The sequence below is a fragment of the Sphingomonas sp. genome (genome assembly GCF_051962185.1).
Classification (GTDB): Bacteria; Pseudomonadota; Alphaproteobacteria; order Sphingomonadales; family Sphingomonadaceae; genus Sphingomonas.
Map to the genome: position 1 here is coordinate 17,962 of NZ_JBQCCN010000059.1, position 25,478 is coordinate 43,439.

Genomic DNA, 25,478 nt, shown 5'->3' on the forward strand with positions numbered 1-25,478 from the left:
CGGTTATTCCGCCGCGACTTCGGTTTCGGGGTTGGATGCCGGCCCCTGATCGTTCGCCGCTGGATTGGCCAGCATCGACATGCCCTTTTCGGACAACAGCATCCCGATCAGCGCTTGGAGCGCCCCGCCGCCGGCAGTCGCGCCGGAGTCGCCGCCGGTATTGATCTGGATCCTCGGCACGATGTCGACGCCTGACGTTTCGAGCGCTTCGGCTAACCGCTCGATCACCTGACGCGTCAGCTGATATTGCGCGCCGCCCGACGCCGCCGCCTGCTTCTCGATGGTCTCGGCGGTGGCCAGACCGGTCTTGGTGATGCGATCGGCTTCCGCGCCCGCCAACGCCACTACCTTCGCCGCTTCGCCCTCACCGACGATGCGCATGCGGTCGGACTCGGCCTTGGCCAGCGTGCGGGTCTGCTCGGCTTCCTGCGCCGCGCGCTTCACCGCGGCCTTGCCCTGGTTCTCCTGGACGGTGATCGACAGCTCGGACTCGGTGATCGCGGTCTGTTGGTGTGCGCGCGCCTGGGCCTCGCGCAGGTCCTTCTCGCCTTCGGCCGCGACCTTCTGCTTGGCATAGGTCGTGACCTGTTCCTCGGCGACCTGACGCTCGCGCAATTGCTGCAGGACCTTCTCGATCTGGTCGTTGCCAGCAGCAGCGCGTGGAGTGCCGATCAGCACTTCCTGAAGCTCGAGATTATAAGCGGTGAACTTCGCCCGCATCTGGTCGCCGGCCTGCTCCTGAATGTCCGACCGCTCCTGGAGCAGCTGGATCAGCGTCTTCTTCTGCGCGACGTTCTTGAAATAGGCCGAGACCATCGGGTCGAGCGTCTGTTCGACCAGTTTCTTGATGTCGCCGAAGCGCTGCACGACGAGCGGCGCCTTGCGATAGTCGATGTGCACGACGACCGAGAGCGGCAACGTCGGCTCGAACGCGTCCTTGGTGATCAGCGACACCTCGGACAGATTCTCGTCGAACTTGTGCTGGCCGGTCACGTCCTGATCCCATTTCAGGATGAAGTTGGTGGTCGGCACGACCAGAATCTTACCGGCATAGGTGTTGAACGCGTATTTGCCCGGCAGCAGCGGTTCGCTCCACACGCCGCGCGTGCCACGCTCGACCAATTCGCCATGGCGATAGTCGTCGCCCGACGTATCGGCGCCGCTGTCGCCGGTATAACTGATGACGACGCCGACATGGCCGACTTCGATCACCGTCTTGGCGACCATCTCAACCGTCGCGAACAGGCGGTTGATGAAATAGCTGCCCTCGACCAGCACCTGGAGCTGTCGACCGCGCCGGCCACCCGCCGCGATGAATTTCTCCGGATCCTGGAAGCTGTTGTGGAAGGTCGTCGTGTCCGATTGGTCGGTGCCGACCTCCGGCGCGATGATCTGGTCGGCCGTCAGCGCCGGACCGTCATGCACGGTGACCACGCCGATCATGTCCGACGCGTCCTTGATGACGACCGACTCGAAGCCCGATCGTTCCTCGATCACGCGCTGCATGTTGCTGAACAGCTCGAAATCGTTCGCCTCGAGCATCAGACCATAGAGATGCTCGCGCGTGATGATGACGAACTGGGCGAGGTTGAGCGCATAGGTGCCCTCGCGCAGGATCGCGCGTTGCGGGCCTTTTTGCCCGCCGTCCTCGAGGAAGCGGCGCACGTCGAGGAAGTCGGCGGTGCGCAAATTGCTCGCCAGCGTCTGGGTCGGACCGAGGGGCGCGCCGTCGCGCGCGAAGACATAGCCGATCTGGCCCTGGGGAATGGTCACCAGCGGCTGCGAGTGGACGCGATACTGGAAAGGCGTGAAGAAATGATAGCCGCCGCGCAGGACGACGGGCTGGTACCCCGCCTCTCCGTTGAGCGCGATCAGGCCGCTGGTGATCGAGCCGTTGCGGCTCCACAATTTCTCGACGATCGCGACGCGGTTGTTGCCGACATAGCGGACGCAGCGAGAGAGGACGAAAAGACAAGCGACGACGAGGGCCACGACGGCCGAAGCGCCGAGCACATACATATTTGTCATCTGTGTGGGTGTCCTTGGGACCTAAAGAAGAGCGCACGATCCGCGCTCGCCCTCTATTTAATGCTGCCCAAGACTAGCCGCCAGCGAAATCGGACGAGCCGTAACGATTTTCGACATAGCGGGCGACAGCCTGCGCGTCGCCATGGTCGAGTCGACTTCGCTCGGCCGCAAGCTCGCTCAGTTCCTCGTCGATCCGCTGTAAAGATCGGGTCGCGAGCTCGGCGATCTCCGGGCGGGACTTGGCCGAAGCTGTCGCGTTTGCCGTCGTCATCGCATGGACGATTTGAAAAAGATCTTGCGAAAGCGCCTGGAAGCGCGAGTCGTCATGGTCCCATCTGGGCGCGCCGATTGAGTCGATCAGGCGCGGAAGGCCGCTTCCGGGCAGCCTACAGGCACCGGCCAGCGCCTGGGTGACGCGCAGGCGGGAATCCATCGCGTCACGGCCGGGGTCACTCGCACGGTGTCGATTGCGGCGCGCACCGAATACCGGCTCGCTTCCTGCGGCGATCAGCATCAAGACGATGCTCAGTCCGGCATAGATCGCCAAAAACCAGCCGCTATAGGCCAGGGCGAAGCGCGCCAGCGCCGTGATCGAAGCGCCCGCCGGGGCGTTGAACAGGGTCGTGGTCGCGACTGTCACGACATAGGCCGGGACCGCGAAGTGCAGCGAAGCGCCACCGACGATGCGCCAGGCGCGGATCGGGGGTTTGGCAGCGAGGAGAGGGTGGCCTGACACGATGTTCACCGCGACGTTTGTGGCGCTCCTTTACGCTCACGACCAGTTATTGGGAATGTGGACGATATAAAGCGGTGCGCAAGGGGTAGCTGCAAGATCGTCGAGAACGATGATTGACCTGTTGTGCCCACCGGCAACGATCCGCCCGATGAGAATTCATCCGATGCGCCCGCTCATGCTCGCCGTCATGCTCGCGGCGGGTGCCGCGATCGGTTTTTTCGGTCGCCCGTTAGTCAAGCGGGATGCGATCGAGAGGCCGAGTGCCGTCGACCTGAACGACGCCGCGGCGATATTGGACGCCGGAAACATCGTCGATCCGCTGTCCGACGTGTCTCCGTCGCCCACACCCACGCCCGCATTGAATCCGGCGACAGTCGCGCGCGACCAGGCGCGTGCCGCAAAATTGGGCGCTGATCTGATGCGAAAGGTGGGGGCGCGCTTTGTCGGCCTCGACGAGCGCGACGGCTTGTTTTTCGACACGCCGAAGCCGTTCGGCGATTCATTGTGCCGGGTGAATATGTACGCGGTCAGCGAAAATATTCGGGGAGCGCCTGACCAGGATTCTTGGACCGACGACCTCGCCATCGAACGGCGTTACGCGATCTGGACTAGTCCATCGCGACCCGACCGGTCCGACGCGGATGCTCGTAGCGCCTGCGCCGCCTATCGCGACTTCGAACATACCTTCAGTGCGGACGATTCCCTCACGGTGGAACGCGATGCCGTGGTCTTTGATGCCCTGCTGACGATCGCACGCGGAAACGCGAAGCCGCCATTCCCGCTTTCCTGCAGTGTCATCTACGCGCCGAAAAATATTAAAGCCTGCGATGCGCTCGCCGTCCTGCGGCGGTTCGCGTTGACCGACTTGGTCCAGGTTCGCAACGAGTCCACGAAATACGAGGGCCCAGGCTCAGCTTACAGCGATACGTTGTTCATGCGCGAGCGGGGGAAACTGAACATAGCAATATCGATCGAAGGGGTAAGGCAGCCCGGGCGGGACAGCGAAGCGATCAAGGGAATAAAGCGCGCAGAGGTCGTGATCGACCGCGAATGCGGCGGTTGAACCTTGCGCCTCAGGCCGCTCGCTGCCCCTTGCCGACCTCGTCCTTCCGCCGGAGATAAGGCGCGACCAGATTGCGCGCGCGGAACCATTCTTGGCGTTCCGGGCTGAGCGTCGCAAAATTGCCGATCACGCGCCGGCAGTCCGGAGCCCTGCACTGGCAGATCATGTGCCAGTTCGATTCCGCCAGCGTGGTCGAATAATCCCAGCAGATTTCCTCGCCCTGCGCGATGTTGCGGATCGCGACCAGGAACACGCCCTGATCGGTGAAGCGCAGGCCGGCGTTCGGCGCGCAGCTATGGTTGACGAGGTCGTCGATCCGCCCCGACGGGCCCATATAATGTTCGGGCGTGACCTGGACGAAGCGATCGGACTGGCCGCGCATCAGGCTGGGGATCCGGTCGGCGCGGAATCGCCGGCCGGTGAACGACATCAGCCGGTCGCCTTCGGCGAAGGCCACCGCGGCGAATACCGCCTTGCCGAGATGGGTGTCGGCCACCGCGAACAAGTTCGCCGGCGTCCGGATGGCGTCGAGAATATAGAAGCGCCCGTTCCTGAACCCGAGCGAGCGGAGCGGGTTGATCGTCGTCAGTCCGACCATCAACCAGACGCTGGCGTGACAGGCCAGTTCGACCAGGATGTAGGCATATTCGCCGAGCGCGCTGCCCGGCGTCCGCGCCGCGATCATCAAGGTGGCGAGGTCGCCCAGCGTCCACAATCCCCAGGCGGGGGATCGCTCGCGACTACGATCGGCGACGACGCTCGCCCAGGTCGGCCAGAAACTCACCGGGACCGCGGCAACCACCAGCATGTGCGCCCAGAAGGCGTCGCGGAACATCGCCCAGATCGCCAGCGCGCCGAGGCTGGCGGCGATACAGAAGGCTTCGGTGCGCGTCGGCAGGCTCCAGGCGGAACGCCGCCACAACGCGATGGTGATCGCCATGCAGGCGATCGTCGCGAACAGGAATACCCAGCGCTGGAGTCCGTCGGGGTTCACCGCGGCATAGGTCGACGCCTCGACCGCCGTCGCCGCCGACCAGATCAGCCACGACGCGCGATTGGGCTCGACCAGGTTGCGCCTGAGGCCGGTGAGGTATGTCGCATAGCCCGCGAAGCTCGCCGCCAATGCCAGCAGGAACAATGCCTGGACCATGCCACCCCGTCTGCGGCATCCATTATGCCTAACGCACCATTTACCATGGTGTCAGGAATCCGTCTATTCGAAACCCTAGGACTCACCGCGAGTCGCCAAGTGCTTGAGTTTCGATTCCTGTTGACGGCAAGCGAGAGAACGACGCTCGCGTTGCGCCAGATACAAAAAAACCGCCCTCCCCCGAGGGGGAGGGCGGCCTGTGAGATTGAGAACTGGTCGATCAGAAGCGGAAGGTGATCGTTCCCCGATAGCTCTGGTTTTTGACGTCGGTCCGATCGATCGTCGTGTCGGCGCCGACCGACAGGGTGACATTCTTCATGTCGATCCCCAGGCCGCCCGAGACTTCCCACCAATCCTTATCGCGGCCGGCCAGCGCGAATTGCGCTGCGGGGCCGACCCCCCCGACGAAGTTCGCGCCGAACGACCCCGGCTGATTGCCGAAGTCATGGACGTAATAGCCGGTCAGATACGGCCGCACCTTGCCCTTGGCCCCGCCCAGGACCAAGCCGAGCCGGCCCTGGGTCGAATGCACGCCCTTGCGGTCGATGCGCAACGCCATCGGGCCGCCGTCCTCGGCGGTGTCGGAGAAGCCGATGTCGCTATAGCGGATGGCTGCGCGCGGCCCCAGTTTCAGGCCGTTGAGATCGGCCATCCACGACAGCCCCAGCTCGCCGCTCACCGCCAGCGACTGGTCGTTCGACCGCAACGTGTACGGCGTGCCGATCAGGCTCGCCGAGCGCACCATGTGCGTGTCGAACAAGCCGGCCGAGAACACGCCGTCCATGCCCGCGCCGTGCGACAGGTCGAGCTTACCGTAGAGCGTGCCCTGGTAGAGATCGCCCTTGGCGGTCGCGCCGGTCGTCGCGGTGCCTTGCGCGCTGGTGTAGGACAAAGCGAAGCCGAGCTTGAACGCCGAGCTGACCTGCTTCTCGATGCCTGCCGCGCCGTACCAGCCGTCGAACGTGTCGCGGCCGCCGGCGGGAATGGCGGTCGCCATCGGCGCGCTGTTGCCGTTCAAATACCCCCCGGCGAAGAACACGCTGACGTCATCGGGGACCTTGCCGGTCGACACGTTGGTGACCTGCGGCGTGCCGGCGGCGCCGGGCTCATAGGAGCCCATCGGGCCGACATTGTTCAGGTTCGCCGTGACGCTGAGCGGCTGTCCGATGATCGCGACGGTACCGCCGACATCGTTGTTGCCCAGCATCTCGAGCCGGTCGCGATAGAAGCGCGCCATATTGTCCGTCGCGGCGGTGCCGAGCGCGGTCTTCAGTGTCTCGGTGCGCGGCGCCCAGCTTTCCAGGGTCGAGCGGATCGTAGCCTGGTTCTGCAGGTCGAGCGGCCCATAGAGTCCCGCCAGCATGTTGTAGCTGCCGGCGCGATCGCCATCGAGCAGCTTGGCATAGGCCGTCTGCACCGGCGAATTGGCCGATACGACGCCGGCATAGCTGCCGGCGACGATCTTCACCTTCACGTCATTGGCCGAATAGAGGAACGTCGGCGTCAGGATCGCGCTCAGCGGCACCGTGTTGAACGTCCCCGCCAACTGGTTCTGCGCGGTCAGGATCTGATAGGTGTCGCCGGCGCGGATCATATAGCCCGACACCGGCGAGAACAGCACGGTGCCGCCGACCGAGGCGAGACCGTCGACCGCGACGCCCGGCGCGCTGAACTGATTGGCGACGACCGCCAATTTGTCCGATGTGCCGTTGGCGCCGAGATCGACCAACAGGACATTGCCCGACGACAGGATCAGGTTGCCGCCGACCGTCAGCGTGCCGATCGAACCCGCGGTGCCCGGTGCGATCATGCCGGTCACGCTGGTCATGAACGGCGTGTTGATCCGGCCGTGGCCGTCCAGCGCGCCCGAGAACAGCAAATAGTCGCCGACCGAGTTCATCGTGCCGTCGACGGTGATCCGGCCGTTGGCCTGGGTGACATCGATCAGACTGGTCAGTGACCCTCCGTTCGCGATGTTCAATCGCGCGCCCGATCCGACGACCGACAGGCGATCGACCGTTACGTTGGTATCGAGCGTGGTGGTGCCGGCCGCGCCTAGGGTCACGTCGAAATACGCGGCTCGGGTGTGCGTCGCGGCGTCCGGGTCGCGGTCGTTGGGCACGAAATTGGTCGCGCCGGGAAGCCCGTTGTCGAGTGTCGGATCGGGAATCGGGAGCATGCCGGGCTGACCGCCCGCCGGCGTGAATTGATAGTCGACGCCGTTATAGGTCTCGACGCCCGTCGTGGTATTGTAGCAATCGCTGTTGCCACCCTGCTCGATACAGATCGAGCCGAACTTCCCCGAGGTGCCATTGACACCGTCGCCGAGCGACGTCGGGATGCCATTGACGAGGTTGCCGCCCTCGATCGTCATGTAGCTGGGATCGATGTTGGTGACCCAATGGGAGGGATCGGTCCAGTTGGCGTCGCCGGCCTTCGACCCGACATAATGGTAATTGTTATTGGCTGCGATCCAATCCCAATAGAGGTACAGCGGCTGGTAGAAGGCCGACGTGCCGTAGCTCGCCGGTCGCTGTGCATTGAAATAGCGGCTGCCGCCCGACAGGACGCCGATCACCAGCTTTTCGGAATAGGCCTCGTCGAGGATCAGCGGGCCGCCCGAATCGCCCGGCGCGGTGATGCCCTCCTTGGGCAGCGCATTGTCCTTGAACAGGTTGAAATCGTAGATGCTCGCGTTGAGCTGGCCGCGCCGCGGATCGTCGAAATCGAGCTGGTACAGATTCTGCGGCAAGCCGTCGTTGACCCCGAACAGGAACCCGTCGACATCATCGAGCGAGCCGAGCAGGCCGATATAATTCTCCGCCACCCGGCGGCGATAATCGACCGCCCGGGTATCACCCGTATTGCCGGTGCCGGAATCGCCATAACCCGTGATCGTGACGTGATAGCCGGTGCCCTGATTGGCATCGATCGAGCCGGGCGCCGGCAGCTGCGACAGCAGGATCGCCCAGGTCGGGACGTTGGCCGCCGGCGTATCGAGCGTCGCCATCGCGACGTCGCCTTGCAGGAAGTTGTTGCTCACGCCAAGCTGCGTCGAGGCCGGGTTATAAACGACCTGATTGACGTTATAGAGATAGTTGGCGACGTCGGTCTTGTAGCCGCCGAACAGCCAATTGCCGAAGGCCGAATTGCCCGCGGCATTGTTGTTGGCACGGAATCCGAACGCGATCGGCCGGCCGCCGTTGGCGGCGCCATAGCCCCAGGGATCCTGAAAGCCGGTCTCGTCGGGATTCTCGTTCACGCAATGCGCGGCGAAGATCACCGTGCGCGGGTTGATCAGCGTGCCGGTGCACAGGCCGATGAAACCGTTCTGCTGATCGATGATCATTTCGCCGATGCCGGTGACGTCATTGGCGTCGAGCGCACCGTTGGGCGGCGTCGACGAATTGGGATTGCCCGGCTGCGAGATGACGACTTCCGGTTCACGGATGGACGTTTCGGGCGGTGCGACCGAGGTCGCATCCTGTCGCGCATAATAATTGCCGGTGGGACCGGTGGCGGTTGCGTTGGCGGTCTGCGCATGCGCCGACGCCGCGATGATCAGCGAACCCAATGCGGCGGAAGCGTTCAAGGCAAAACGAAAGCGCGCGCCACGGCGCGCGAAACAATGCGACATATTTATCCCCTTCTTGGTCCTGTTTCCCGCAGGACGATGGGGCAGGGCTATCAAAGGTCGCGATGCGGTCAATCGGAATTGGGCAGCAATTCGAACATAATGGCCTGCCGGCTTCGCCGGTCGGCGTGATTGTCGCCGAGCTGTGTCCGACGAGCCACAAAGCTCGATCGAAGGGACGTCTCGTCTGACAAGCAAACGGCGGAAAGGGGATATCCGGCCGCCGCGCTAGTCGCTCTTGCAATCGATCGGCACCGCTCCCGTCTCGAAGATCGCTTTCACGCAGCGGTCGTAGGAATTTCGAGCGCCCTGCCGGTTATTCAGCCGCGTCACCGCGCCGATCGCTTCGGCCAACAGGTCGAGTTGCTCGCCATATTCGCCCTTGTCGATCAGGATCAGCTCGCCCGATTTGCGCCCGGTCAGCGCGGGCAGGCGTTCGGTCCGCGTCGCTTCATCGCTCAGCGTCGGCAGCGTCGGCCGCTCCGTTCGCGCGATCGACGAGGGCGTTGAGGGACGCACGCACCCCGCCAGTGTCGAACAAGCGAGGAGCAATACCGCCGGCACGTGCGTGTGTGGGCGTCGCAAGGTCATCGTGGATCTCCGTCATCTTCGATCGGACGAGCGTCGTGGTCTGATTGTCGGCGACTGCGACGCGCCGGCTGATTGCGTCGGCCACCGCGGCGGCATGGCGCTCGTCGCTGCGTGCTTCGGTGATGGTCTGGACGTGGGCGGTTTCCGCCGCCGCTCGAGCGACGGTACCGCCGGCGGTTTCGCCGCGTCGGTAGATGAGCGCGACGACCGCGCCGCTCAGTGCCGCGACGACCAGCAAGGGCATGACCCAGCCGAACAGGCGCGCCGCCCAGCGCGGCCACGCCCAGCCGAGCGCCAGTTTGATCAGAACCTCCATATCGTCACTCCCGCAATCCGGTCAGGCACATCGCCCGTTCGCGCTGGCGACGCTCGGCAAGGCCACGGATCACCACCAGCCGCCCATCTACGCGCGCCTTGCTCCACGCCAGGAATGCGTCGCATGCGCCATGCCAGTTGTTCGCGTTGAGGCGTCGCGCCACCGTCGATCGGCAGAAAGCGGCGACACCGATGTTGAAGCTGAGGCGCGTCGCCGCGGCGAGTTGCTCCGGCCGATCCGCGAGCGCCGGCACGCAGGCGGTAACGCCGTCCAGATGTGCGCGCGCGTCGCGGCCCAGCAGCACCTGGCACTCCGCCGCGCTTCGCCGCCGGCCGATCGTCACATCCGCCCCGGTATGGCCGTAGCAAGCGGTGGGAACGTTCGCGATGTCTTTATAGTCGACCATGCGCAGCCCTTCGTCGTGCATCAGCGCACCGACCGCCATCACGAGCGCCAGCGAGGTAGCCGCGGCCAGTCCGCCGCCGGCCGCGATCTTGATGCCGTCAGCCATCGTGTCGTGCGCCTTGTCGGTACAGGCGAGCCGCCATGGTGGCGACGAACAAGGTCGCCGCGATGATCCGTGCGGCGTGGGTCGGGACGAGCGCGCGCAAGTCGGGCGGCAAGGCGTTCCATGCCTCCAGCATCGCGTCCGGAAAAGCGGCGCCGGCGGTAGCGAGAACCGCGCCGATCAGGCTCAGCCGCATCGACCAGAAGCGCCACGATCGGCGCCAGTCGTCGATCAGGCGTGCGCGTATCGCGTCACGCCACGTGCAAAGAGGCATGGTGTCGTCTCCGTCTTGGCGGCGAACGCCGCTATCTGGGGTCGGGAAAGCGCAAGCGCGCGCCGGACCGAACGCGCGCGATTGTCGCGTCGGCCTGGCTTGGGGACAGATCGGGTTTGGCGGCCGGCGGAGGCTGCTCGATCAATGCGCTCGGCGCGATATCGGCGACGATCCATCGCGGCGGCGCGACGATCGCCATGTGGATCGGTGGCACCAGCATCAACGCGATCGCTATCGCGATCAGGATCATGCCGACATCTTCCATCATCGACTCACCTCCACCTTGCCGGTCGCGGCGACCCTGCTGGCGGGATCGCGGCCGGTCGGGACCAGCACCTCCAGCTTGGCCTCTATCCGCGCGGTGCGCTCGTTGATCTTGTCGAGCTTGTCGGCATCGGCGTCGCGCCTGTCCTCCAGCGCGGTCAACCGGCGCTCGTGATCCGCGAGTTCGTTGATCTTGCCGCCGGTCGACAGGAGAAAGCCGCCGATCAGGAAGAGCGTCGTGACGACGGGTAGCCACGCCAACCAGGGCGGTGGTTTGGGGGCTCGGGACATTGCCGGTACTCCAAAGAGCGGGTTGCGCTCAGAGCAACCAGTAATTGGTCCAGGCGACCTGACCCGGTGCGCTGGAATTGGAATTGATCACCAGGCTGTCGCCCGGCGCCATTCCGCCCGGGAAATATTTGCAAAACGTGCCGCCGCAGCCCGACAACGTATTGGCGCCGGCGAATTGATTGTTCGATCCCGGGATGGCGCTGGGGGCACCGCCGGCCGGAACGACGAAGGGGCCGGTGTAGATCACCGTGGCGGTGCTGCCATTGACGATACCCAATCCGGTGACCGCCAGCGGCGGGTTGTTCGATGCGCCGAACCCCGGAACGCCGAAGCCGACCGTCATTCCTTCGGCCACGGGGACGGGCAGAATATTGTCCCCGACGACCCAACTCAGGTCCCCCGCAATGCCGATATCGGCGCGTGCGAGCGGCGAAGCGGCGTCGAATTCGATCAAATGCGCCCAGAATGTCGCATGGGCCGTGTCGCTGTTGATCGATAGGGTCTCACCGGCGTTGAGGACGATGGGCATCGTTCGCGTCCCGCCCGATCCGTACATGTGACCGATCCCGCCGCTGCTCTCGGCCGCGACCGGGCCCAGCCTCACATAGCCGTCGCTTGTCTTCACCTCGGGATACCAGCCGACCGTGACCGCCGTCGGGTTGGTGATCCAGGTTTCGAAATATACCGCCTTGCGGCCCACCGGCACGACGTAGAGGTCGTTGTGCCCGATTTGCGCATCGTGAGTGCGTGCAACCGGATGAGCCGCATTGGGGTAGAAGCCGGGATGGACCGCGGAGCTGCTGCGGTCTCCGCTCGGCGCGTCTCGCCCCGGCGCGCCGCGCGCGCCCGTCTCGGTCACCACCATCGTAGCGCGCGCTGGCGACCATGTCAGTTCGTCATAGGCGCCGGCGAGCAGGCCGCCGGTGCCGATCGGTGGCGCAGCCGGAGCGATATAGACCGAACCGGTCAACAGCGGCGTCTTGCCGTCGCTGAACAATTCGGCGATCTCCCAGCTCGGCGCCGGACCATCCGCCAGCGCCGCATTGGCCGAGCCGTCCAGGTGGAATTCGCAATACGAGCCGCGGTCGTCGCTGGCAGCCGTCCCCGGCACGCTCAGCAGGACGACCGACCGATAGATCGTCAGGGCGAATTCCCGGTCGTCGAGCGGCTGGAGAACGCCGTCGGCGTCGGCGATTCTCAAGCGCAGATAGAAAGGTGATCCGATCGGCCAGCGCAATTCGCGCGTCGCGGCCATGATGCCGAGAAGCTTCATCTCAATCTCCGGAATTGGGAAAGGGGGCTCAGCCCGCGGTACCGGTCATCGTGCCGTTATTGGTCACGACCACCGCATTGCCGTTCTTGCGGACGGCAAATCCGGCACCACCGCCGGCCCCGCCGCCGTTGCTGCTGTTGGTGCCGGCCGTGGCATAACCGCCGCCCGCGCCGCCGCCGGGCGTCCCACCGGTCCCGCCGCCGGCATCCGTTCCGCTGTTGCCGGGATTGCCGTCCGTGATCCAGCCGGCATCCGGCTCGCCGCCGTTGCCATTCGGCGCACCACCACCACCGCCGCCGCCGCCGATCTTGCCGCCCGTTCCGGTCGATAGACCGCCGCCACCACCGCCGCCGCCGCCGATGACGCTGCCGCCGCTGTTGATCGTGATCCCGCCGCTCATCGGTGTGCGAACATAGATGGCGTCGCCACCGTCGCCGCCATTGCCGCCGCCGCCCCGGCCGCCATCGCCGCCGCCACCTTCGACCGCCGCGCCCGATTGCACGACCAGGGTCAGCGAGATGGCATAGCTCGACGTCGGCCAGGTGCCGGTATCGATGCCGATGCCGCTCGACAGGCCTCTTATCGTCACGCCGGTCGGCACGGTGAAGGTCACGGTCGCGTCCGAAGCGCCGGTATAGCCTGCCGCATCGGCGAGACTGCGCAGGTTGATCGCGGAGCCGCCGGTCAACGCGATCGACGCGCTGAACGCACCGGGCGCTGTCGCCGGCGTGCCCGGATTGCCAGGCGCCGCGAGCACGTCCCACCAGGCATTGGCCTGCGCCGTCCCGCTCGGCGGATGGCCGGTGAAATTGTCCTGCGTCGCGACGTACGATCCGCCGCCGTACCCGACGCTGTTGTTCAGATAATAGGTCGCGCCGCTGCTATAGTCGCCGCGCGGAGTCAGTCCCGACCGCGCTTGCGGCGTCGACCAGACCCCGACCAAAGTCCCCCCCGCCGTCTTGAGCGCGGTCGAGGACCAGATCGTCTCGGTTCCCGCCGGGATCCCGTCGGACCAGCCGGCGGGATTGTCGCCGCTCGGCGTGGTCGGTTGCGAATAGGATCGCCTGAACTTGATGTCGCGATAGGCCGCGCGCCCCGGCGCGCTGGTGATGGCGATCGAATAGGCGGTCAGGCCGGACAGGTCCTGCAGGCCGCGGCCATAGATGTTGAACGACGGCAATTTGACGAAGACCGTGCCGCCCACGTTGCTGGCGTCATAACCGATCTTGAAGATCGCCTCGTCGAGCCGCGCGAACGGCGTCGACGCCGCATGCGCCCCCGCCGTCGTCCCGCGTAGCCCGCGCCGCAGCGGCGACAGCTCGTAATGATGGGCCGCAGGGTCGAGCGTCGCGTCGCGATAGGCCACGATTTCGTCGCCGACCATGCACAAGGTCGCCCCGGCATCCATGTCCGACGCGCTGACCCCGGTCAGCTGGCCCAAGCTGGCGGACAGGTCGACGGACAAGATGTTGGTCGTATCGGGATCGGCTCCGGCGGGCAGCGCCGCCGTCAATACGCCGCAACGGGCGGGCCCATCGACCGTGCCGACCATCGAATAATCCACACCGTCGGTGCTGATCCACACCTGGCATCCGCCCCAGCTCGGCGAGGTCGATGCCACCGCCAGCCAGATCTCGGGATCGAGCCCCGCCAGGTTCGCCGGCGCGATGAACATCCAGGGGGGCGAGACGTCGCCCGGCGCGACGTCGGTATCCGGCCGGTATCCGGAGGCGGCGTGCGAGGGATACAGCGGCGCGGAGGCGACGCCGGTCGGTATGCCTTCCGCGGTGATGGTGAGCAGGTCTTCGCCATCCTCGGCGATCTCGGTGATCCGCACCAGCACGCGATCGAGCTGTAGCGAGTCGCTGGCGGTGCTCAGCGTGACCAGGTCGGTGGGCTCGAGCAACGCGAAATTCCACGCCAGCTTGAACGTGTATTTCTCGCGCGTGTAGAGCACCCTTTGCCCATAGAGCTGCACCGCTTGGCGCGCGATCGCGGCGTCGCAGATGCAATGGACGGTGGTCGGATCCTGCTTGCGCGGCCCATAAGTGACGATGTTGTCGAGATCCTGGGCGGTGGCGATACCGACATTGTATTGGTTCGCGCGATCCAGGAACTCGAACTGAACGATGTTATAGGCATCCGACTGGTCCAGGATCTCGATCGATACCGGCGCGCCGTCGTCGCCCGCGATCAGATCGTCCTCGTCCAGATCGTAGGCCGGGACCATGTTCGGCGCCCAGCTTACCCCGTTCCCCGTCGCCGGCGCGTCGCCATAGGGGCGGATCTTGAGCACGCCTTCCGACCAATAGGCGGCGGAATTGGTCGCCGTCAGCCATTCCTGCAGGACCGAGGCCGCGCTCGATTGCGATTCCAGCACGGGCGACAGGAGCAGATTGTTGGCCCGGCAATAGAGCGAATAATCGGACAGGTCGCCGATCAGGCCGCCAGTCCAGCCCGGCACGCCATAGGAAGCGTTGGTCAGGAAATCGGTGATCACGTCCTTCGGATCGGCATCGCCGCCGGCGGCACCGGCCAGCTGTGTCGCGAAGTCGATCTCGAAACTGTGGTTCGACAGCGTCGCGCTGTCCGACAGATCGTAATCCTGGACATAGACATAGGCGATGCCGCTATACGGAATCGCCGGGCTCGGCTGGGTCGGATAGAGCGAGGTGAGATAGCTCCAGGTCGATTGCGTCGGCGCGCCCGCCGCCAGGCTCAGCCCCGCCGCCGACAGCGTCGTCAGTACCGCGGTATCCTTGTAGATCGTCCGGATCCCGCGGACGCCGCCGGCGCCGCCCTCGCCGATCCCCATCATGATCGACGCGGTATAGGTATAGGTCGTGTTCTTCGATCCGCCGCCCAGGCCCTTGCCGCCGGTCTTGGTGGTATGCGGGATCGCCTTGAACGCACCGTACCACATCAGATTGCATTTCATCCGCCCGCGCCCCCAGCCCAGCGAGATCGGCAGGCCGAGTGTGGAGGACTGGACCTGGATCGCGTTGAGCTTGGGCGATGAGGTCGAGGTCGTCTTTCCGCCCATCAGTCACCTTCGAACAGAGTGAAGAACTTGACCGGGCGCGAACGCAATTCCTCGTCCCGGTCGATATTGCCGCGCAGCACGCCACCGCCGCGGATCACCGCGTGGAGCACTTCGGGCGGCGCGATGACGATCGCCGCGTGCGAATAGCAGCGGCCGTATTTCCAGATCGCGAGATCGCCGGGGCCGAGCCGCTCGCGCGCGATCTCGCGGGCGTAGCGGGTGATCCAGCCCAGGAATTGCTCCTCGTCGCGATGCAGCATCCATTGCGGGCTGTAGTCGGGCGCGACATGCGGAATCAGCCCTACCGCCTCATAGACCGCGGCCGGCAGCATCGCGCAATCGACCCCGACGCCGCGCAGGCGCGCGCGATGGTGATAAGGAGTGCCTTCCCAGCGCAGTGCCTCGCGCACCACGTCGGCGCGGGTCATCCGAACGCCGTTTCCGGCACCGGCACATAAGGCGTCGCCTTGAACCGGCCCAGGTTGGCGAAGCGCCGGTTGCACCGGTCCTGCGTCAGGTCGCAACCCGGATAGGCCGTGAAACCATCGCCGGCCGTCGGCGGGTTGGGCAGCGCCGAGACGAGCTGAAAATTGCCCGCGGCGTCGTTCGATCCCACCGTCGCCGACAACCCGGCATTGGGGCCGGAGGTAAACACCACGCGCCCTTGTGCGAAGTCGTTCGCCGCCGGGCTCAGGCTCGACCCGAACATCTTGACCGACGGGGTGCCCGTGACGCTCCCGTTCACCGCGAACGCTGCAGGATCGAGCGCGCAGCCGGCGTCATAGACCGCGTGCAGGCACGCCACCTGGTACAGATTGGCCGGCATGTTGACGTTGAGCAGCACGGTCCAGGACGACACTGTGACGGTCGCGCTGTTGCCCGTGATCGCGTTGATCCCGGTCACGCGGCCGGAAAAGCGCACGACGCTCCCCACCACCGGCAGCGACCAGTCGGTCAGGAAAGCGCGCTCGATCGTCACATTGGCACCGTCGAGCCCATGCCCCCGAATGAACGGGATGATCGACACGCCGTTGATCAGGTCGTCCGGCCCGGCGACGATCGTCATGTCGGTAGTGGTCACCTCCAGGCCGATCTTCTCGCTGATGTCCTGTCGGTCGATCGCCGGCCCCAGCGCAAAGGTCTGGCCGCCCGAGACGATCGGCACGTCCGCGCCCGACCACCGCACGACTGCCCCGCCGCGCAAGGTGATCGTCCACAAATCCGCCATCTGGAAATCGGCGCCCGAATTGAGCAGCGCGATGAGCGCGGGCGACGCCGCTCTCATTGCTTCACCGTGACCAGCGTCAGCCCGCCTTGCGACCACAGGGTCTGCATCATTTGCTCGGCCTCCAATTCGTCCTGCTCGAAGCGGACGCGAAACATGAATTGACCGCTCCAGCTGAGCGCTGCTCCCGCGGCGGGCGCGGCCGCGAAGGTCACCTGACCCGTCGCATCGAGCGTGAAGCCATTGGTCGCGACGCCGCCGACCTTGATCGCCGGCAATCCCGCGACCGATCTCACCGGCTCGGTGAAGGTCATCGATCCCGCACTGACCGTGCGCATCAGCTGGAACGCCGTCGTGACGCCGTCTCCGGTGCCGAATGGCTGATCGACGATCAGGCTGTCCGCCGGGTCGAAATAGGAGAAGGTGTCATATTGCCCGGCCTTGTCGTTGAAAAAGGCCCACAGCCGCTGGAGTTCGGCAAAGCTCGCGGTGTCGCGCAATACGTCGTGCGTGATCTTGAAGCGCCAGCGCGGATACGACCATTGCTTGCGCCGCCGCTCGCGACCCGACGCCGCGGTCGCGACCTGGGTCGACCAGACCGAAGACTTGGTGACCGGAAACGCCTGGCCCGGCAGGATCGGAAAGATCGCCTGGTTGTTGAGCGTATCGGGCACGGTGACGCCCAGTCCGACAGCCGACTTGATCCGTGGCCGGGCTAGGTTCGTGGGCACGACCGACGTGCCGCCGGCCACCGTCGTCGGCACATCCTGCGTGCTGTTGTCGTCGAACGTGTAGCGCACGGTGATCGTGCCGTCGCCGACGCCGAGCAGACCCCAGTTCAGCGTCAGGATGTCGGCGGCGCGGGTGGCGGCAGTGGTGGTTGTTTCAATAGGCGAGGTAGCCTGGGTTCCGAATTCCTGTTGCGCGCCCCAAATCAGGATGTCGTCGGTACCGTTGCCGACGAAAGTCTGCTGGTTCAGGTTATTGCTGATCCCTAGGCGTAGCTCGCTCGCGGCCGAGGCGGAGTTGCACGTCACCGATATCCGGAAAAAGCTGTTGGGCGCCGGCTGAATTATCGCAGGAACCGGGCCGCCGCCTCCGGTGATGACAATTCCTGCGACTAGGTCGAAGAACCAAATAGCTTGAGTGGCGCCATCAGTTGGCGACCGACCCAAGGCAGTTACGTAGATATAGCGTGCAGTTACGGATTTGACGTAGAAAGAGTCGACGAGCGGACCAGTAATCGTTGAAATCTGGGTTACGTAATGTGGCACGTTCGCGGTGCTGACGACTAGGCGCTCCGCCTTGGTGATGCCAGTAGGCGCGTTACCGGCATTTCCGAATATCGACGCTCCCGACACCTGCCAATTGCTTAGGTCGAACTCGCCCGATCGCAGAATGTTATTGCTGGCAGCAGGTTCAATCAGAATGCCCAGCGCTACGTGGCTGACCGGATCATAGTCGAATCGTGCGCCGTTGTTCGCCTCCCAAACAATAAGGCCACTGCTGTTGGTTCGTGCGCCCGTACTACCGCGCGCGAGCGACGCGCCTGGAGGCATCGCTCCCGATGTGAAATCGAATCCAATTGTCAAATTCAATCTCCAGAGGACTTGCTCGCTGAAAGGAGGCCGTCGTTTGCGATTTTCCTTATCGAGCGTTTGGGAGAGCTTTTTGCCCCATTTCCGATACATCCGCCCACCGTCGCTCTTGAGATGTGGGCGGCGGGCGTTAGCTTCGCTGCACGACGGAGCAATTCGTGGAATTTCAAAGGGGAGAGGGTCGCATGATGAAGTGGTTATTGCTGCCGGCGGCGTGGATGCTGGTCGGGGCGACAGATAGCGGACCGCTTCCAAGCGTCTTCGGTATTCAGTTGGGCGTCTCGCTCAGCGTACCCGAATGCCAGACCATGGCGGGTCATCCGGACTGGTACGACGTGTCCCAGCCGCGAACGTGCTTCCACAAGCCGGTCACTCTCAACGACCATTATCTGCCGACCAACGAGATCGATTTTGCCGACGACGCGACCCCGCTCATGGTCAAGTATGCCCGGATTTATGCCTATGTCATCGATGGAAAGGTCGCCGGAATCGAGTTTGTGACCGACGGCGTGGACGTCCAGGATTATGTGCTGGTCGAGTTGGTGAAGAAGTTTGGCCCGGCCGACGGTGTCAACCATTCCGCTGCGGTCGGGCCGTTTGGCCGGACCGTCTCGGTCCTGGATGCCAAATGGTCCAAGGGTGGTTACACGGTGACCTTCGAGGGCGCTGGCGACAAGCTCAACTACGGTTGGGTCAAGGTCCTGACTCCGCCGGTTATAGCGGCCAACAAGGCTGGCGACGACGCCCAGGCGGCGAAGCGCCCGTCGCTCTAGCCCGGTAGCGAGAATCCCAGTTTTCCTTCGCGATGCGCCATTTTCATGGCCTTCGCGAAGGCGTGACGGTTGGCGATGATCTGCGCCTCCGACAGCCCACGCGCTGTGTGGTCGTGATAATGATAGCCGCCTCCGCCGCTGTCGTTCGCGGCGACCGGTGCGCTGGCCGGCGCGCCGCCGCCGAGCATCGAGCGTAGCGGCTGCGCGGCCCAGGCCGGAAGGACCATCTCGTTCTTGTGCAACTCGGTCAGCGCCCCGTCATAGGGTACGTTCCACCAACCGCCTGCCGCCTTGGTCCTGGCGGCGAATGCGCCGGCGGCCGCTGCCATTTCCATGCCGAATTCCGGTGCCGTCAAATTCATGGGAAACGGCGCCGCCGCCATGGAGGCGGTACCGCTCGCCCCCGCGACCGCGGCTTCGCTCTCGATCGCGGCCGTATTTTCAGAACTCATCAGCCCGTGTTTGATCGCGAAGGCGGTGATCTCCTTCGCGAGCCAGTCCTCGATGATCTTGCCGATCGCATCGCCGATCGCTTGCTGCACCGCTTGCCACATGTTCTTGACGGTGGCGCCGAACCCCTGTTGCAGCGTGACCATCTTGCCGATCGCGCTGCCCCAGGCAGAGGCCACCTGGTTGATCGCCTGGCGCTCGAGCTGGGTGCGGGTCTGGATGGCCTTCCGATCGATCTCGGTCAGCTTCGCCTGATGCTGCTGATCGAGCTGGGCGATCGAATTGAGCAGCTTCTGGTATGCCATTGGATTGTGCAGCGGATCCTTGGCCATGTCCGCCTGTTCCTTTTCCAGGGCGGCATGACGGATCTGGTAACGTTGCTGCTCGAAGACGCGCTCCTGCGCCAGCAGCTTGTTCTCGCTGGTCAGGCCGAGTTGCTGGCGGGACTCGGCGGCCTTTTCTTCCTCGTCGATCTGGCTGAGCAGACCGCGTTGCACTTCGGCGTCGCTTTCCGCCGCGAGCGCTTTCTTTTCCTCGTTCACTGCCTTCTGCGCGGCGAGGACCTTCTTGCTGGCGGCGATATATTGATCGGACTCTCGGCCGTAGTGCTTGCCGACCTCTTCCGCTTCCTGCTTGGTGATCTCCAGGACGGCGGCGGCATTGTCCTTCGCCGCCTCGATCCGGTCGGCATAGCCGTCCAGCACCTTGCCGAACGCCTTTTCGTCCAGCTGCTGTGCCGCCGCCAGATAGCGTTCCTGAATCTGCTGCCGCTGCTTGGCGGACAGATCGTCCCGGCTCAGGATGCCTTTCCAATAATCCGCCACGGATTGCAGTGAATAGGCCTCGGCCTTGCCCTGGGCGGCCTGTTCCATCGCCCAGTTGGTCTGTTTCACCTTCAGCTCGTTATCGAGCCGTTGGACGAGGTCGTCGTTCGCCGCCGCGCCGCCGCCGCCTTTCCGCGTTCCGCCTCCACCCCCGTCGCCGTCGCCCTTGGCCACACCCTTGACGCCGCCGGTCTTTCCCTGCGGCGGGCCCTCGCCCTTCATGGCGGCGGCGATCGTCTTGGCGAGATCCTGGTAGGTCTGCTTTATCTCCTTCGCCGTACTCAGCGCATGCGACTTCATTCGCGCCAGTCCTGACGACCAGTCGCCTTCGATCGCACCCCAATTCAGCGTGAAAGCATCCCAGGCGATCTTGCCCATCGTGGTGAGCACGTCGATCAGGCCGACGATCGCGCCCTTCAACACCTCGATGACCAGCACGACGCTGTCCTTCAGGATGTTCCAGGCGTCCTTGAACAGATTGAGCCCCAGCTGGGCCATCTTGGTCGCGTCGGGTGTCTTGACCCCGAACGCGTCCATGATGTCGTGGACCAGCGCACTGACGATGTCGACCACAGCATCCCAGAGCGCCTCGAACACGCCGGCCAGCGCGTTGATCTGGGTGCCGACTTCCTCGACCACATCGGTGATGACCTGAAAGATCGTCGCGACGATCCCGCCCGACTTATAGCTTTCGACACATGCCTTCACCAGGTTGGTGAAGCTCGAGACGATTTCGGTCAGCACCGGCGCCAGGGCATCGGTCAGGACATTGCCCATGCCCGCCCAGGCCAATTGTGCTTCGTTGACCGTTTCCCCCAGTTTGGTGCCGCGATCGATCGCCTCGTCATTGGCAGCGCCATAGGCCTCGGCTTTCTGGGTCAGGCCGGCGATCGCTGCGCCGCCCTGGTTCAATAGCGGCACCATCTCGGCGCCAGCCTTGCCCATCAGCTTGATCGCCATGGTGGTCTTTTGCGGTCCGTCGGCGGTCTTGGCGAACTTGTCGGCTACCGCCGCCAGTATCGTCATCTGATCCGACCCGGCCTTGATGTCGATGCCCAGCTTCTTGAACCCCTCGGGGCTCTTGCTGAAATTCTTGCCGAGCGTGGCCGTGCTCTGCGCCAATTTACCGAAATCGACCCCGGTGGCTTTCGACATCGCCTGAAGCAATTGCACTTGGTGGGTCGACAACCCCAGATGCTCGGCCAACAGGGTCGTCTCTTCCGACGCCTTGCCCATTTCCACGGCGATGTCGGCGACCTTCTTGCCCGCTTCGAACAGCTTCTCCCCTATTTCGAACGCCTTGCCCAGCGCGCCGCCAAATGCGGCGATCCCGCTTTCGCCCTCCCGTGATGTCTCGGCGGTTTCTCGCAAGGCCTTGGCATGATCGACGGCGGCCTCGGTCGCCTTGTTGAGAGCGCTGGCGAATTCCTCGGGTTTGGCGGCGCGCAGGCTGGCGCTGAATTGGTCGATCGCCTGCGCGCCCCGCGCCGCCGCATCGCGGATCCCGTCGAAGCCCTGAGTGAAATTGTCGGCCATCGCCTGAACGACGCTCTTCAGCTCGCCCAGGTCGCTTCTCATCCCATCCAACGCGGCGCCCACGCCGGACGTGTCGGCGACGATCCGGATGAACACCGCGTCGGTCATGTCGTCTCCTTCAGTTTCATCAGGATCGCGCGCGAGGCCGCTTGCGTATCTCCGCCCGCGACCGGCATCGAGACATCCGCGGCCAGTCGGGCCAGGGTCGGCTGTCCGGGATCGATATCCTTGGTTTCCGTTTCCGTGGCGCTGTCGGATTGGATCAAATCGACGCCCAGCGATCGCGCGATCGCGACTGCTGCGATGTTGAGGGGCGGGCCGCTCCGGCGCCACACGCGCCGCTGCGCCTCGACGTCGGACAATCCCCAGTCGGTTTCGATCGCGCGCTTCGACCCGCCTTCGATCCCCGCCGCGATCAGGTCGTGGACGAGCTCGGCGAGTCCGCGCTCGAGGCTCCCGCCGGCGTCGCTGCCGGGGGAGCCTCCGCTTCCCCCGTGCGCTTCAGCCCAGATTCCTCGCTCAGGTCCAGGAATGCGGTCTGCAACCCGACGAACTCGTCCATCGACACGTTCGCTTCCAGATAATCGGGAGTCAGCAGGGGATCGATCTTGACCAGCCCGATCGACAGGACGTGGAGCAGGTCGACCGCCGAATCCATCAGGTCGGTCAATGACCCGGTGCCGTCGGTCTTGCGCTGAATGTTGTCGATATAGGGCGCGGCCCGGCGCAGTTCGCCGAGCTTGTAGGGCGCGATCGCGAAATCGCGGCCCAGCAGGTGGATGGTCGCCATCTTACTGCGCCGACCCCCATTTCAGGACGTTGCCCGATTGGTCGGCGAAGGCCGAGAAATCGAGCTCCGGGATCAGGAAGTCGTCGATCTTGGTCTGCAGCGCCAGCTTGTTCGACACGCAGGCGAACAGGGTCAGCGCGAGGCCGTTACCGCCCAGCTGGTTGAAGAAGTCGGCGCGGAAGGTCGGCGCCTGGCCCATCTGGATATTCTGCACGACCGACGTCTTCGCGACCGTCGAGGTCCCGGTGTAGCCATAGTTGATGAAGACCAGCTTGCCGGTGTCCGCCGAGGCGAAGGTATAGACGCCGGTCGTGGTGTTGACCGAATATTGTCCGGTCGAGGGCGTCGCCGACACGCGCGTCATCGGATTGCCGACCGCGTCGCGCACGCCCAGGTCCTGCGCGAACGAGCCGCTGCCCGGGATGCTCGGCGTGATCGCGAACGGCGTGGTCGGGATGGTCGCGCCCGTCACGTCGTTGACGATGCTGTAGAGGCTCGAGGTCACGGTCTGTCCGAAGAACAGGCTGTTGAGCACCGAGCCGTTGAACTGGCCGTATTTGGCCTTGCCGGTGATCTTCATCTTGCCGCGGCCGACCGCGACCGGGAACTGGTTGGAACCATAGAGCTCCTTGATGTCGCCTTGGATGTCGATCGAGACTTCCTGTGTCACCGCCAGCATCAGCGGGGTCGGGTTGGCGATCGCCGCTCCCGTCGCGTCAAAGGTCGGCGTGCCCCACAGCACTCCGGCACCGAAATTGTACATGGCCATGCCAATTCTCCAATAAAAAAGCCCGCGGAAAGCGGGCTTGGCGTTCGTCGTTAAATCGGGCCGCGGATCAGGCGGCGGTGAACCCCGCCCGAACGATCTGGCGTCGTTCGTCGTCGCTCAGGTCGTCGGGCACGGTCAGCATGCCGTCCACGACGGCGATGTCGCGCCCGGTCGACAGGATGATGGCGCTGACATGGTCGGGTGCGGTGAAGCGCACGGGCTTCGGCGTCATGACGGCCGCCGCCGGATCGCCGTCCGCCGTCGGCGTAGGGAAATCGGGATCGGCCGCGGATTGCGATCGTGCCATTCGTTGGTCTCCGTTGGTGTCAGGGAAGGATGATGGTGATGGGAACGATCAGCATGGCCTGGCCATCCAGGTCGCCATTGTCCTTGTGGATCGTGCCGTCGATGAACGCGCGATAGGCCAGTCCGCCCAGCGTCTGGCGTGCTCCCGGCAAGGCCGGGCGAAATGCCGCTTCGAGCGCGTCGAGGATCGCATTGCTGGTTTCCGCCGGCGTTGCCGACTGATCCTTGCCGCCGCGATGATAGACGATCCAGCTCGCCCGCAACGTCCGGGTGTCGCGCTGCCCGTCGATCGACGCGACGGTCTCGCTTCCCTCGACCTGATAGAGCGCGGGGGCGGGGGCCTTGTCCCACATCTTCAATCGGCGCGAGCGTTCGGCGAAGCGCTCGTTGTCGCCCCAGGCCGCGTCGGCCAGCTCGAGCAGCGCGTCGAACACCTGGTTGCGGATCATTGGCCCGCCGCCTTCGCCGCCGCCTCGAGCGCAGCCGATTTCAGTGAGGCGCTGATCTCCGCCGCCTGGTCGGCCAACGCGCTTTCCAGATAGGGTCGCGCGGGGAAGGTCGATCCCGGATGATGGATGACACGCGCGAAGACATGCTTGCCGCCCGCGACGAACGCCAGGGCCTTGGCCTTGTCGGGCACGATTTCGTGCGGCGGCGTGCTGCCGCCATGCTCCAGGATCGCAGCGTAGGGCACATCGCCGGCGACGAACACTTCGCCCTCGACGATGTCGCCGTTGATCCGCTGACTCCGCTCGATCGCCGCCGCCAGCCGGCCGGAGCGCTGGTGGAGCAATTGTCCTTGCAGCTTGTCGTCGATGACATGGCGTTGCAGCTCGGTGGTGAGCTCGGCCATCCGCGTCACGACGGCGGCGGTCACTTGGGATGGCATCGCCTCCATTCCGGCGAGCACGCCATCGGCGTCGATCGTCATGCTCAGCATAATGGCGCTCCCGGCATGTAATTGTTGAGCCGCGCCAGCACCGCCTGGTGCATCGCCTCGCGGCTGAAGGCGACGGTGGTGGTACCCGAGCTCGCATGGCTGGTCTCGCCGATATGCGTACGTGCCGAATAGGCCTCGCCGACCAATTCGGTCGCCGCCAGCATCAGGTCGGTCGGCACCGTATCGTAGCCGGCGACATAGGTCACCCGTACCGGCCGGTCGTACGGCATCCGCGACCCGATCAGGATCAAGCTGCGTCCGTCGGTCGCGACGCCCGACGCGTTGCCGACCGCGTCGACCGCATTGTCGATCCGCGTCTCGCCCCATTCGACCGCGAGCACCGACTGGACCGGCCAGTTCCGCAGGAGGAAGCGCGATCCGCCGGTACCGCGATAGGTCTCGACATGCGTCGCGGTCAGGATGCTGCGCTGGATGCTGTTCTCGACGAACGCCGAGACCTGGCCGATCAGATCGCTCAGCAAGGCGTCGTCATTGTCGCTCGAAATGTTCAGCCAGCGTTTGACCGCCGGCAAATTGGTCAGGTCGCCTGCTGCCATCGCCTCACTCCGCCACGAAGCCGAAGCCGTGCTCGATCAGCTCGGCCGCCGCGATAGCGGGTACCGTCACGATGCCGTTCGCATCCGGCGCGAAAGATCGGCCGCCCCAGCTGCATCCGGCGCCGTCCTCGTGACGCATCGCCACGGTGTCGCCGGCGGCCGCTTTGGGCGCGCGACGCGGGGAAGGATTGTCGGCCATGCGCTATCTCCTGATCGGAAATGAAATGGCCCCGCCGGTTGTCGCGGCGGGGCCAGGAAAGCCCGGGGCAAGGGGTGGCGCCCGGGAGGGAGAGGCGTCAGCCGTTGGCGATATTGGCGATCACGCCCATCGCGAACGGGGCGTAGACCGCCAGCGTTTCCTCGACATAGACCCCGGACATCTCGGCGCGCGTCGTGATCGGCCAGTCGATCTGGTAATAGTCGCGGCGCACCTTCATCTCCGCGACATTGGGCACTTCGCTCGACTGGTATTGGACCGGCAGATCGCCCGCCCAGCCCAGGATCGTCCCCGCCGACACGTTCGGGTGCAGGCGGATCGG

Annotated in this window: 27 protein-coding genes; 2 read left to right on the top strand and 25 right to left on the bottom strand. The window is 64.9% G+C overall.

All coding sequences use genetic code 11. The features are described 5' to 3' along the window. Positions 1–3 precede the first annotated feature (3 nt). Complete coding sequence (locus ACTHJR_RS03820; RefSeq protein ID WP_440521789.1) at positions 4–2,028, bottom strand: SPFH domain-containing protein; 2,025 nt, start codon at positions 2,026–2,028, stop codon at positions 4–6. 73 nt (positions 2,029–2,101) lie between these two features. Next, a complete protein-coding gene (locus ACTHJR_RS03825; RefSeq protein WP_440521790.1) occupies positions 2,102–2,773 on the bottom strand; it encodes a hypothetical protein in 672 nt (223 codons plus the stop codon). 100 nt (positions 2,774–2,873) lie between these two features. Here ACTHJR_RS03825 and ACTHJR_RS03830 point away from each other — a divergent pair, with 100 nt between their 5' ends. Then, a complete protein-coding gene (locus ACTHJR_RS03830) occupies positions 2,874–3,827 on the top strand; it encodes a hypothetical protein (RefSeq protein ID WP_440521791.1) in 954 nt (317 codons plus the stop codon). A 10-nt stretch (positions 3,828–3,837) separates the two neighbouring features. On the opposite strand, the gene ACTHJR_RS03835 is transcribed toward ACTHJR_RS03830, so the two are convergent. From ACTHJR_RS03835 to ACTHJR_RS03895, 13 genes are all read right to left on the bottom strand, one after another. Then, the gene (locus ACTHJR_RS03835; RefSeq protein WP_440521792.1) at positions 3,838–4,977 is read right to left on the bottom strand and encodes an SET domain-containing protein-lysine N-methyltransferase; all 1,140 of its coding nucleotides are present in this window, start codon (positions 4,975–4,977) and stop codon (positions 3,838–3,840) included. A gap of 220 nt (positions 4,978–5,197) precedes the next feature. Next, positions 5,198–8,569, bottom strand: a complete 3,372-nt coding sequence (locus ACTHJR_RS03840; RefSeq protein WP_440521793.1) for an autotransporter domain-containing protein — start codon at positions 8,567–8,569, stop codon at positions 5,198–5,200. A gap of 270 nt (positions 8,570–8,839) precedes the next feature. After that, the gene (locus ACTHJR_RS03845; protein ID WP_440521794.1) at positions 8,840–9,130 is read right to left on the bottom strand and encodes a hypothetical protein; all 291 of its coding nucleotides are present in this window, start codon (positions 9,128–9,130) and stop codon (positions 8,840–8,842) included. Further along, on the bottom strand, positions 9,063–9,518 hold the full coding sequence (locus ACTHJR_RS03850) for a hypothetical protein (RefSeq protein ID WP_440521795.1): 456 nt from the start codon (positions 9,516–9,518) through the stop codon (positions 9,063–9,065). Before ACTHJR_RS03850 ends, ACTHJR_RS03845 begins: the two co-directional genes overlap by 68 nt. A gap of 4 nt (positions 9,519–9,522) precedes the next feature. Further along, on the bottom strand, positions 9,523–10,029 hold the full coding sequence (locus ACTHJR_RS03855; RefSeq protein ID WP_440521796.1) for a lysozyme: 507 nt from the start codon (positions 10,027–10,029) through the stop codon (positions 9,523–9,525). Then, entirely contained in the window at positions 10,022–10,300 is a 279-nt protein-coding gene (locus tag ACTHJR_RS03860; RefSeq protein WP_440521797.1) for a DUF7940 domain-containing protein, read from the bottom strand. Before ACTHJR_RS03860 ends, ACTHJR_RS03855 begins: the two co-directional genes overlap by 8 nt. A gap of 31 nt (positions 10,301–10,331) precedes the next feature. Further along, a complete protein-coding gene (locus tag ACTHJR_RS03865) occupies positions 10,332–10,568 on the bottom strand; it encodes a hypothetical protein (RefSeq protein ID WP_440521798.1) in 237 nt (78 codons plus the stop codon). After that, positions 10,565–10,855, bottom strand: a complete 291-nt coding sequence (locus ACTHJR_RS03870; protein WP_440521799.1) for a hypothetical protein — start codon at positions 10,853–10,855, stop codon at positions 10,565–10,567. The genes ACTHJR_RS03865 and ACTHJR_RS03870 overlap by 4 nt, the downstream gene beginning before the upstream one ends. Before the next feature lie 28 nt (positions 10,856–10,883). Further along, positions 10,884–12,128 (bottom strand): hypothetical protein, encoded by a 1,245-nt coding sequence (locus ACTHJR_RS03875; protein ID WP_440521800.1) that lies wholly within the window; start codon positions 12,126–12,128, stop codon positions 10,884–10,886. 28 nt (positions 12,129–12,156) lie between these two features. Continuing rightward, positions 12,157–15,171, bottom strand: a complete 3,015-nt coding sequence (locus ACTHJR_RS03880) for a phage tail protein (protein ID WP_440521802.1) — start codon at positions 15,169–15,171, stop codon at positions 12,157–12,159. Continuing rightward, the gene (locus tag ACTHJR_RS03885; RefSeq protein WP_440521803.1) at positions 15,171–15,599 is read right to left on the bottom strand and encodes a C40 family peptidase; all 429 of its coding nucleotides are present in this window, start codon (positions 15,597–15,599) and stop codon (positions 15,171–15,173) included. Before ACTHJR_RS03885 ends, ACTHJR_RS03880 begins: the two co-directional genes overlap by 1 nt. Beyond that, entirely contained in the window at positions 15,596–16,456 is an 861-nt protein-coding gene (locus ACTHJR_RS03890; RefSeq protein WP_440521805.1) for a DUF2163 domain-containing protein, read from the bottom strand. The genes ACTHJR_RS03885 and ACTHJR_RS03890 overlap by 4 nt, the downstream gene beginning before the upstream one ends. Continuing rightward, complete coding sequence (locus ACTHJR_RS03895; protein WP_440521806.1) at positions 16,453–18,087, bottom strand: DUF2460 domain-containing protein; 1,635 nt, start codon at positions 18,085–18,087, stop codon at positions 16,453–16,455. Before ACTHJR_RS03895 ends, ACTHJR_RS03890 begins: the two co-directional genes overlap by 4 nt. A 92-nt stretch (positions 18,088–18,179) precedes the next feature. On the opposite strand from ACTHJR_RS03895, the gene ACTHJR_RS03900 reads away from it, so the two are divergent. Next, the gene (locus tag ACTHJR_RS03900; RefSeq protein ID WP_440521807.1) at positions 18,180–18,767 is read left to right on the top strand and encodes a hypothetical protein; all 588 of its coding nucleotides are present in this window, start codon (positions 18,180–18,182) and stop codon (positions 18,765–18,767) included. On the opposite strand, the gene ACTHJR_RS03905 is transcribed toward ACTHJR_RS03900, so the two are convergent. The 10 genes from ACTHJR_RS03905 to ACTHJR_RS03950 form a co-directional block, all read right to left on the bottom strand. Next, entirely contained in the window at positions 18,764–21,685 is a 2,922-nt protein-coding gene (locus ACTHJR_RS03905) for a hypothetical protein (protein ID WP_440521809.1), read from the bottom strand. The two genes, ACTHJR_RS03900 and ACTHJR_RS03905, sit on opposite strands and share 4 nt — an antisense overlap. Then, positions 21,682–21,939 carry a hypothetical protein gene (locus ACTHJR_RS03910; protein WP_440521810.1) on the bottom strand — a complete coding sequence of 86 codons (258 nt, stop codon included), beginning with the start codon at positions 21,937–21,939 and terminating at the stop codon, positions 21,682–21,684. Before ACTHJR_RS03910 ends, ACTHJR_RS03905 begins: the two co-directional genes overlap by 4 nt. A 53-nt stretch (positions 21,940–21,992) precedes the next feature. Next, on the bottom strand, positions 21,993–22,367 hold the full coding sequence (locus ACTHJR_RS03915) for a hypothetical protein (protein WP_440521811.1): 375 nt from the start codon (positions 22,365–22,367) through the stop codon (positions 21,993–21,995). 1 nt (position 22,368) lies between these two features. Beyond that, positions 22,369–23,136: a hypothetical protein gene (locus ACTHJR_RS03920; protein WP_440521812.1), complete on the bottom strand. Its 768-nt coding sequence runs from the start codon at positions 23,134–23,136 to the stop codon at positions 22,369–22,371. 67 nt (positions 23,137–23,203) lie between these two features. Continuing rightward, complete coding sequence (locus ACTHJR_RS03925; RefSeq protein WP_440521814.1) at positions 23,204–23,443, bottom strand: hypothetical protein; 240 nt, start codon at positions 23,441–23,443, stop codon at positions 23,204–23,206. Positions 23,444–23,462: 19 nt separating this feature from the next. After that, on the bottom strand, positions 23,463–23,891 hold the full coding sequence (locus ACTHJR_RS03930) for a hypothetical protein (RefSeq protein WP_440521815.1): 429 nt from the start codon (positions 23,889–23,891) through the stop codon (positions 23,463–23,465). Further along, positions 23,888–24,382: a hypothetical protein gene (locus ACTHJR_RS03935; protein WP_440521816.1), complete on the bottom strand. Its 495-nt coding sequence runs from the start codon at positions 24,380–24,382 to the stop codon at positions 23,888–23,890. Before ACTHJR_RS03935 ends, ACTHJR_RS03930 begins: the two co-directional genes overlap by 4 nt. Continuing rightward, positions 24,376–24,939 carry a head-tail connector protein gene (locus tag ACTHJR_RS03940; protein WP_440521817.1) on the bottom strand — a complete coding sequence of 188 codons (564 nt, stop codon included), beginning with the start codon at positions 24,937–24,939 and terminating at the stop codon, positions 24,376–24,378. The genes ACTHJR_RS03935 and ACTHJR_RS03940 overlap by 7 nt, the downstream gene beginning before the upstream one ends. A gap of 4 nt (positions 24,940–24,943) precedes the next feature. After that, on the bottom strand, positions 24,944–25,138 hold the full coding sequence (locus ACTHJR_RS03945; RefSeq protein ID WP_440521819.1) for a hypothetical protein: 195 nt from the start codon (positions 25,136–25,138) through the stop codon (positions 24,944–24,946). Between the two features lie 97 nt (positions 25,139–25,235). Continuing rightward, on the bottom strand, positions 25,236–25,478 hold a 243-nt coding region (locus ACTHJR_RS03950; RefSeq protein WP_440521820.1), incomplete at its 5' end, for a hypothetical protein.

What these genes read in the sequence shown, in the direction of transcription:
- ACTHJR_RS03820 (WP_440521789.1), bottom strand. Translation starts at nt 2,028, where the DNA reads ATGACAAATATGTATGTGCTCGGCGCTTCGGCCGTCGTGGCCCTCGTC.
- ACTHJR_RS03830 (WP_440521791.1), top strand. Translation starts at nt 2,874, where the DNA reads ATGATTGACCTGTTGTGCCCACCGGCAACGATCCGCCCGATGAGAATT.
- ACTHJR_RS03835 (WP_440521792.1), bottom strand. Translation starts at nt 4,977, where the DNA reads ATGGTCCAGGCATTGTTCCTGCTGGCATTGGCGGCGAGCTTCGCGGGC.
- ACTHJR_RS03850 (WP_440521795.1), bottom strand. Translation starts at nt 9,518, where the DNA reads ATGGAGGTTCTGATCAAACTGGCGCTCGGCTGGGCGTGGCCGCGCTGG.
- ACTHJR_RS03855 (WP_440521796.1), bottom strand. Translation starts at nt 10,029, where the DNA reads ATGGCTGACGGCATCAAGATCGCGGCCGGCGGCGGACTGGCCGCGGCT.
- ACTHJR_RS03860 (WP_440521797.1), bottom strand. Translation starts at nt 10,300, where the DNA reads ATGCCTCTTTGCACGTGGCGTGACGCGATACGCGCACGCCTGATCGAC.
- ACTHJR_RS03865 (WP_440521798.1), bottom strand. Translation starts at nt 10,568, where the DNA reads ATGATGGAAGATGTCGGCATGATCCTGATCGCGATAGCGATCGCGTTG.
- ACTHJR_RS03870 (WP_440521799.1), bottom strand. Translation starts at nt 10,855, where the DNA reads ATGTCCCGAGCCCCCAAACCACCGCCCTGGTTGGCGTGGCTACCCGTC.
- ACTHJR_RS03875 (WP_440521800.1), bottom strand. Translation starts at nt 12,128, where the DNA reads ATGAAGCTTCTCGGCATCATGGCCGCGACGCGCGAATTGCGCTGGCCG.
- ACTHJR_RS03880 (WP_440521802.1), bottom strand. Translation starts at nt 15,171, where the DNA reads ATGGGCGGAAAGACGACCTCGACCTCATCGCCCAAGCTCAACGCGATC.
- ACTHJR_RS03885 (WP_440521803.1), bottom strand. Translation starts at nt 15,599, where the DNA reads ATGACCCGCGCCGACGTGGTGCGCGAGGCACTGCGCTGGGAAGGCACT.
- ACTHJR_RS03890 (WP_440521805.1), bottom strand. Translation starts at nt 16,456, where the DNA reads ATGAGAGCGGCGTCGCCCGCGCTCATCGCGCTGCTCAATTCGGGCGCC.
- ACTHJR_RS03895 (WP_440521806.1), bottom strand. Translation starts at nt 18,087, where the DNA reads ATGTATCGGAAATGGGGCAAAAAGCTCTCCCAAACGCTCGATAAGGAA.
- ACTHJR_RS03900 (WP_440521807.1), top strand. Translation starts at nt 18,180, where the DNA reads ATGATGAAGTGGTTATTGCTGCCGGCGGCGTGGATGCTGGTCGGGGCG.
- ACTHJR_RS03905 (WP_440521809.1), bottom strand. Translation starts at nt 21,685, where the DNA reads ATGACCGACGCGGTGTTCATCCGGATCGTCGCCGACACGTCCGGCGTG.
- ACTHJR_RS03915 (WP_440521811.1), bottom strand. Translation starts at nt 22,367, where the DNA reads ATGGCGACCATCCACCTGCTGGGCCGCGATTTCGCGATCGCGCCCTAC.
- ACTHJR_RS03920 (WP_440521812.1), bottom strand. Translation starts at nt 23,136, where the DNA reads ATGGCCATGTACAATTTCGGTGCCGGAGTGCTGTGGGGCACGCCGACC.
- ACTHJR_RS03925 (WP_440521814.1), bottom strand. Translation starts at nt 23,443, where the DNA reads ATGGCACGATCGCAATCCGCGGCCGATCCCGATTTCCCTACGCCGACG.
- ACTHJR_RS03930 (WP_440521815.1), bottom strand. Translation starts at nt 23,891, where the DNA reads ATGATCCGCAACCAGGTGTTCGACGCGCTGCTCGAGCTGGCCGACGCG.
- ACTHJR_RS03935 (WP_440521816.1), bottom strand. Translation starts at nt 24,382, where the DNA reads ATGCTGAGCATGACGATCGACGCCGATGGCGTGCTCGCCGGAATGGAG.
- ACTHJR_RS03940 (WP_440521817.1), bottom strand. Translation starts at nt 24,939, where the DNA reads ATGGCAGCAGGCGACCTGACCAATTTGCCGGCGGTCAAACGCTGGCTG.
- ACTHJR_RS03945 (WP_440521819.1), bottom strand. Translation starts at nt 25,138, where the DNA reads ATGGCCGACAATCCTTCCCCGCGTCGCGCGCCCAAAGCGGCCGCCGGC.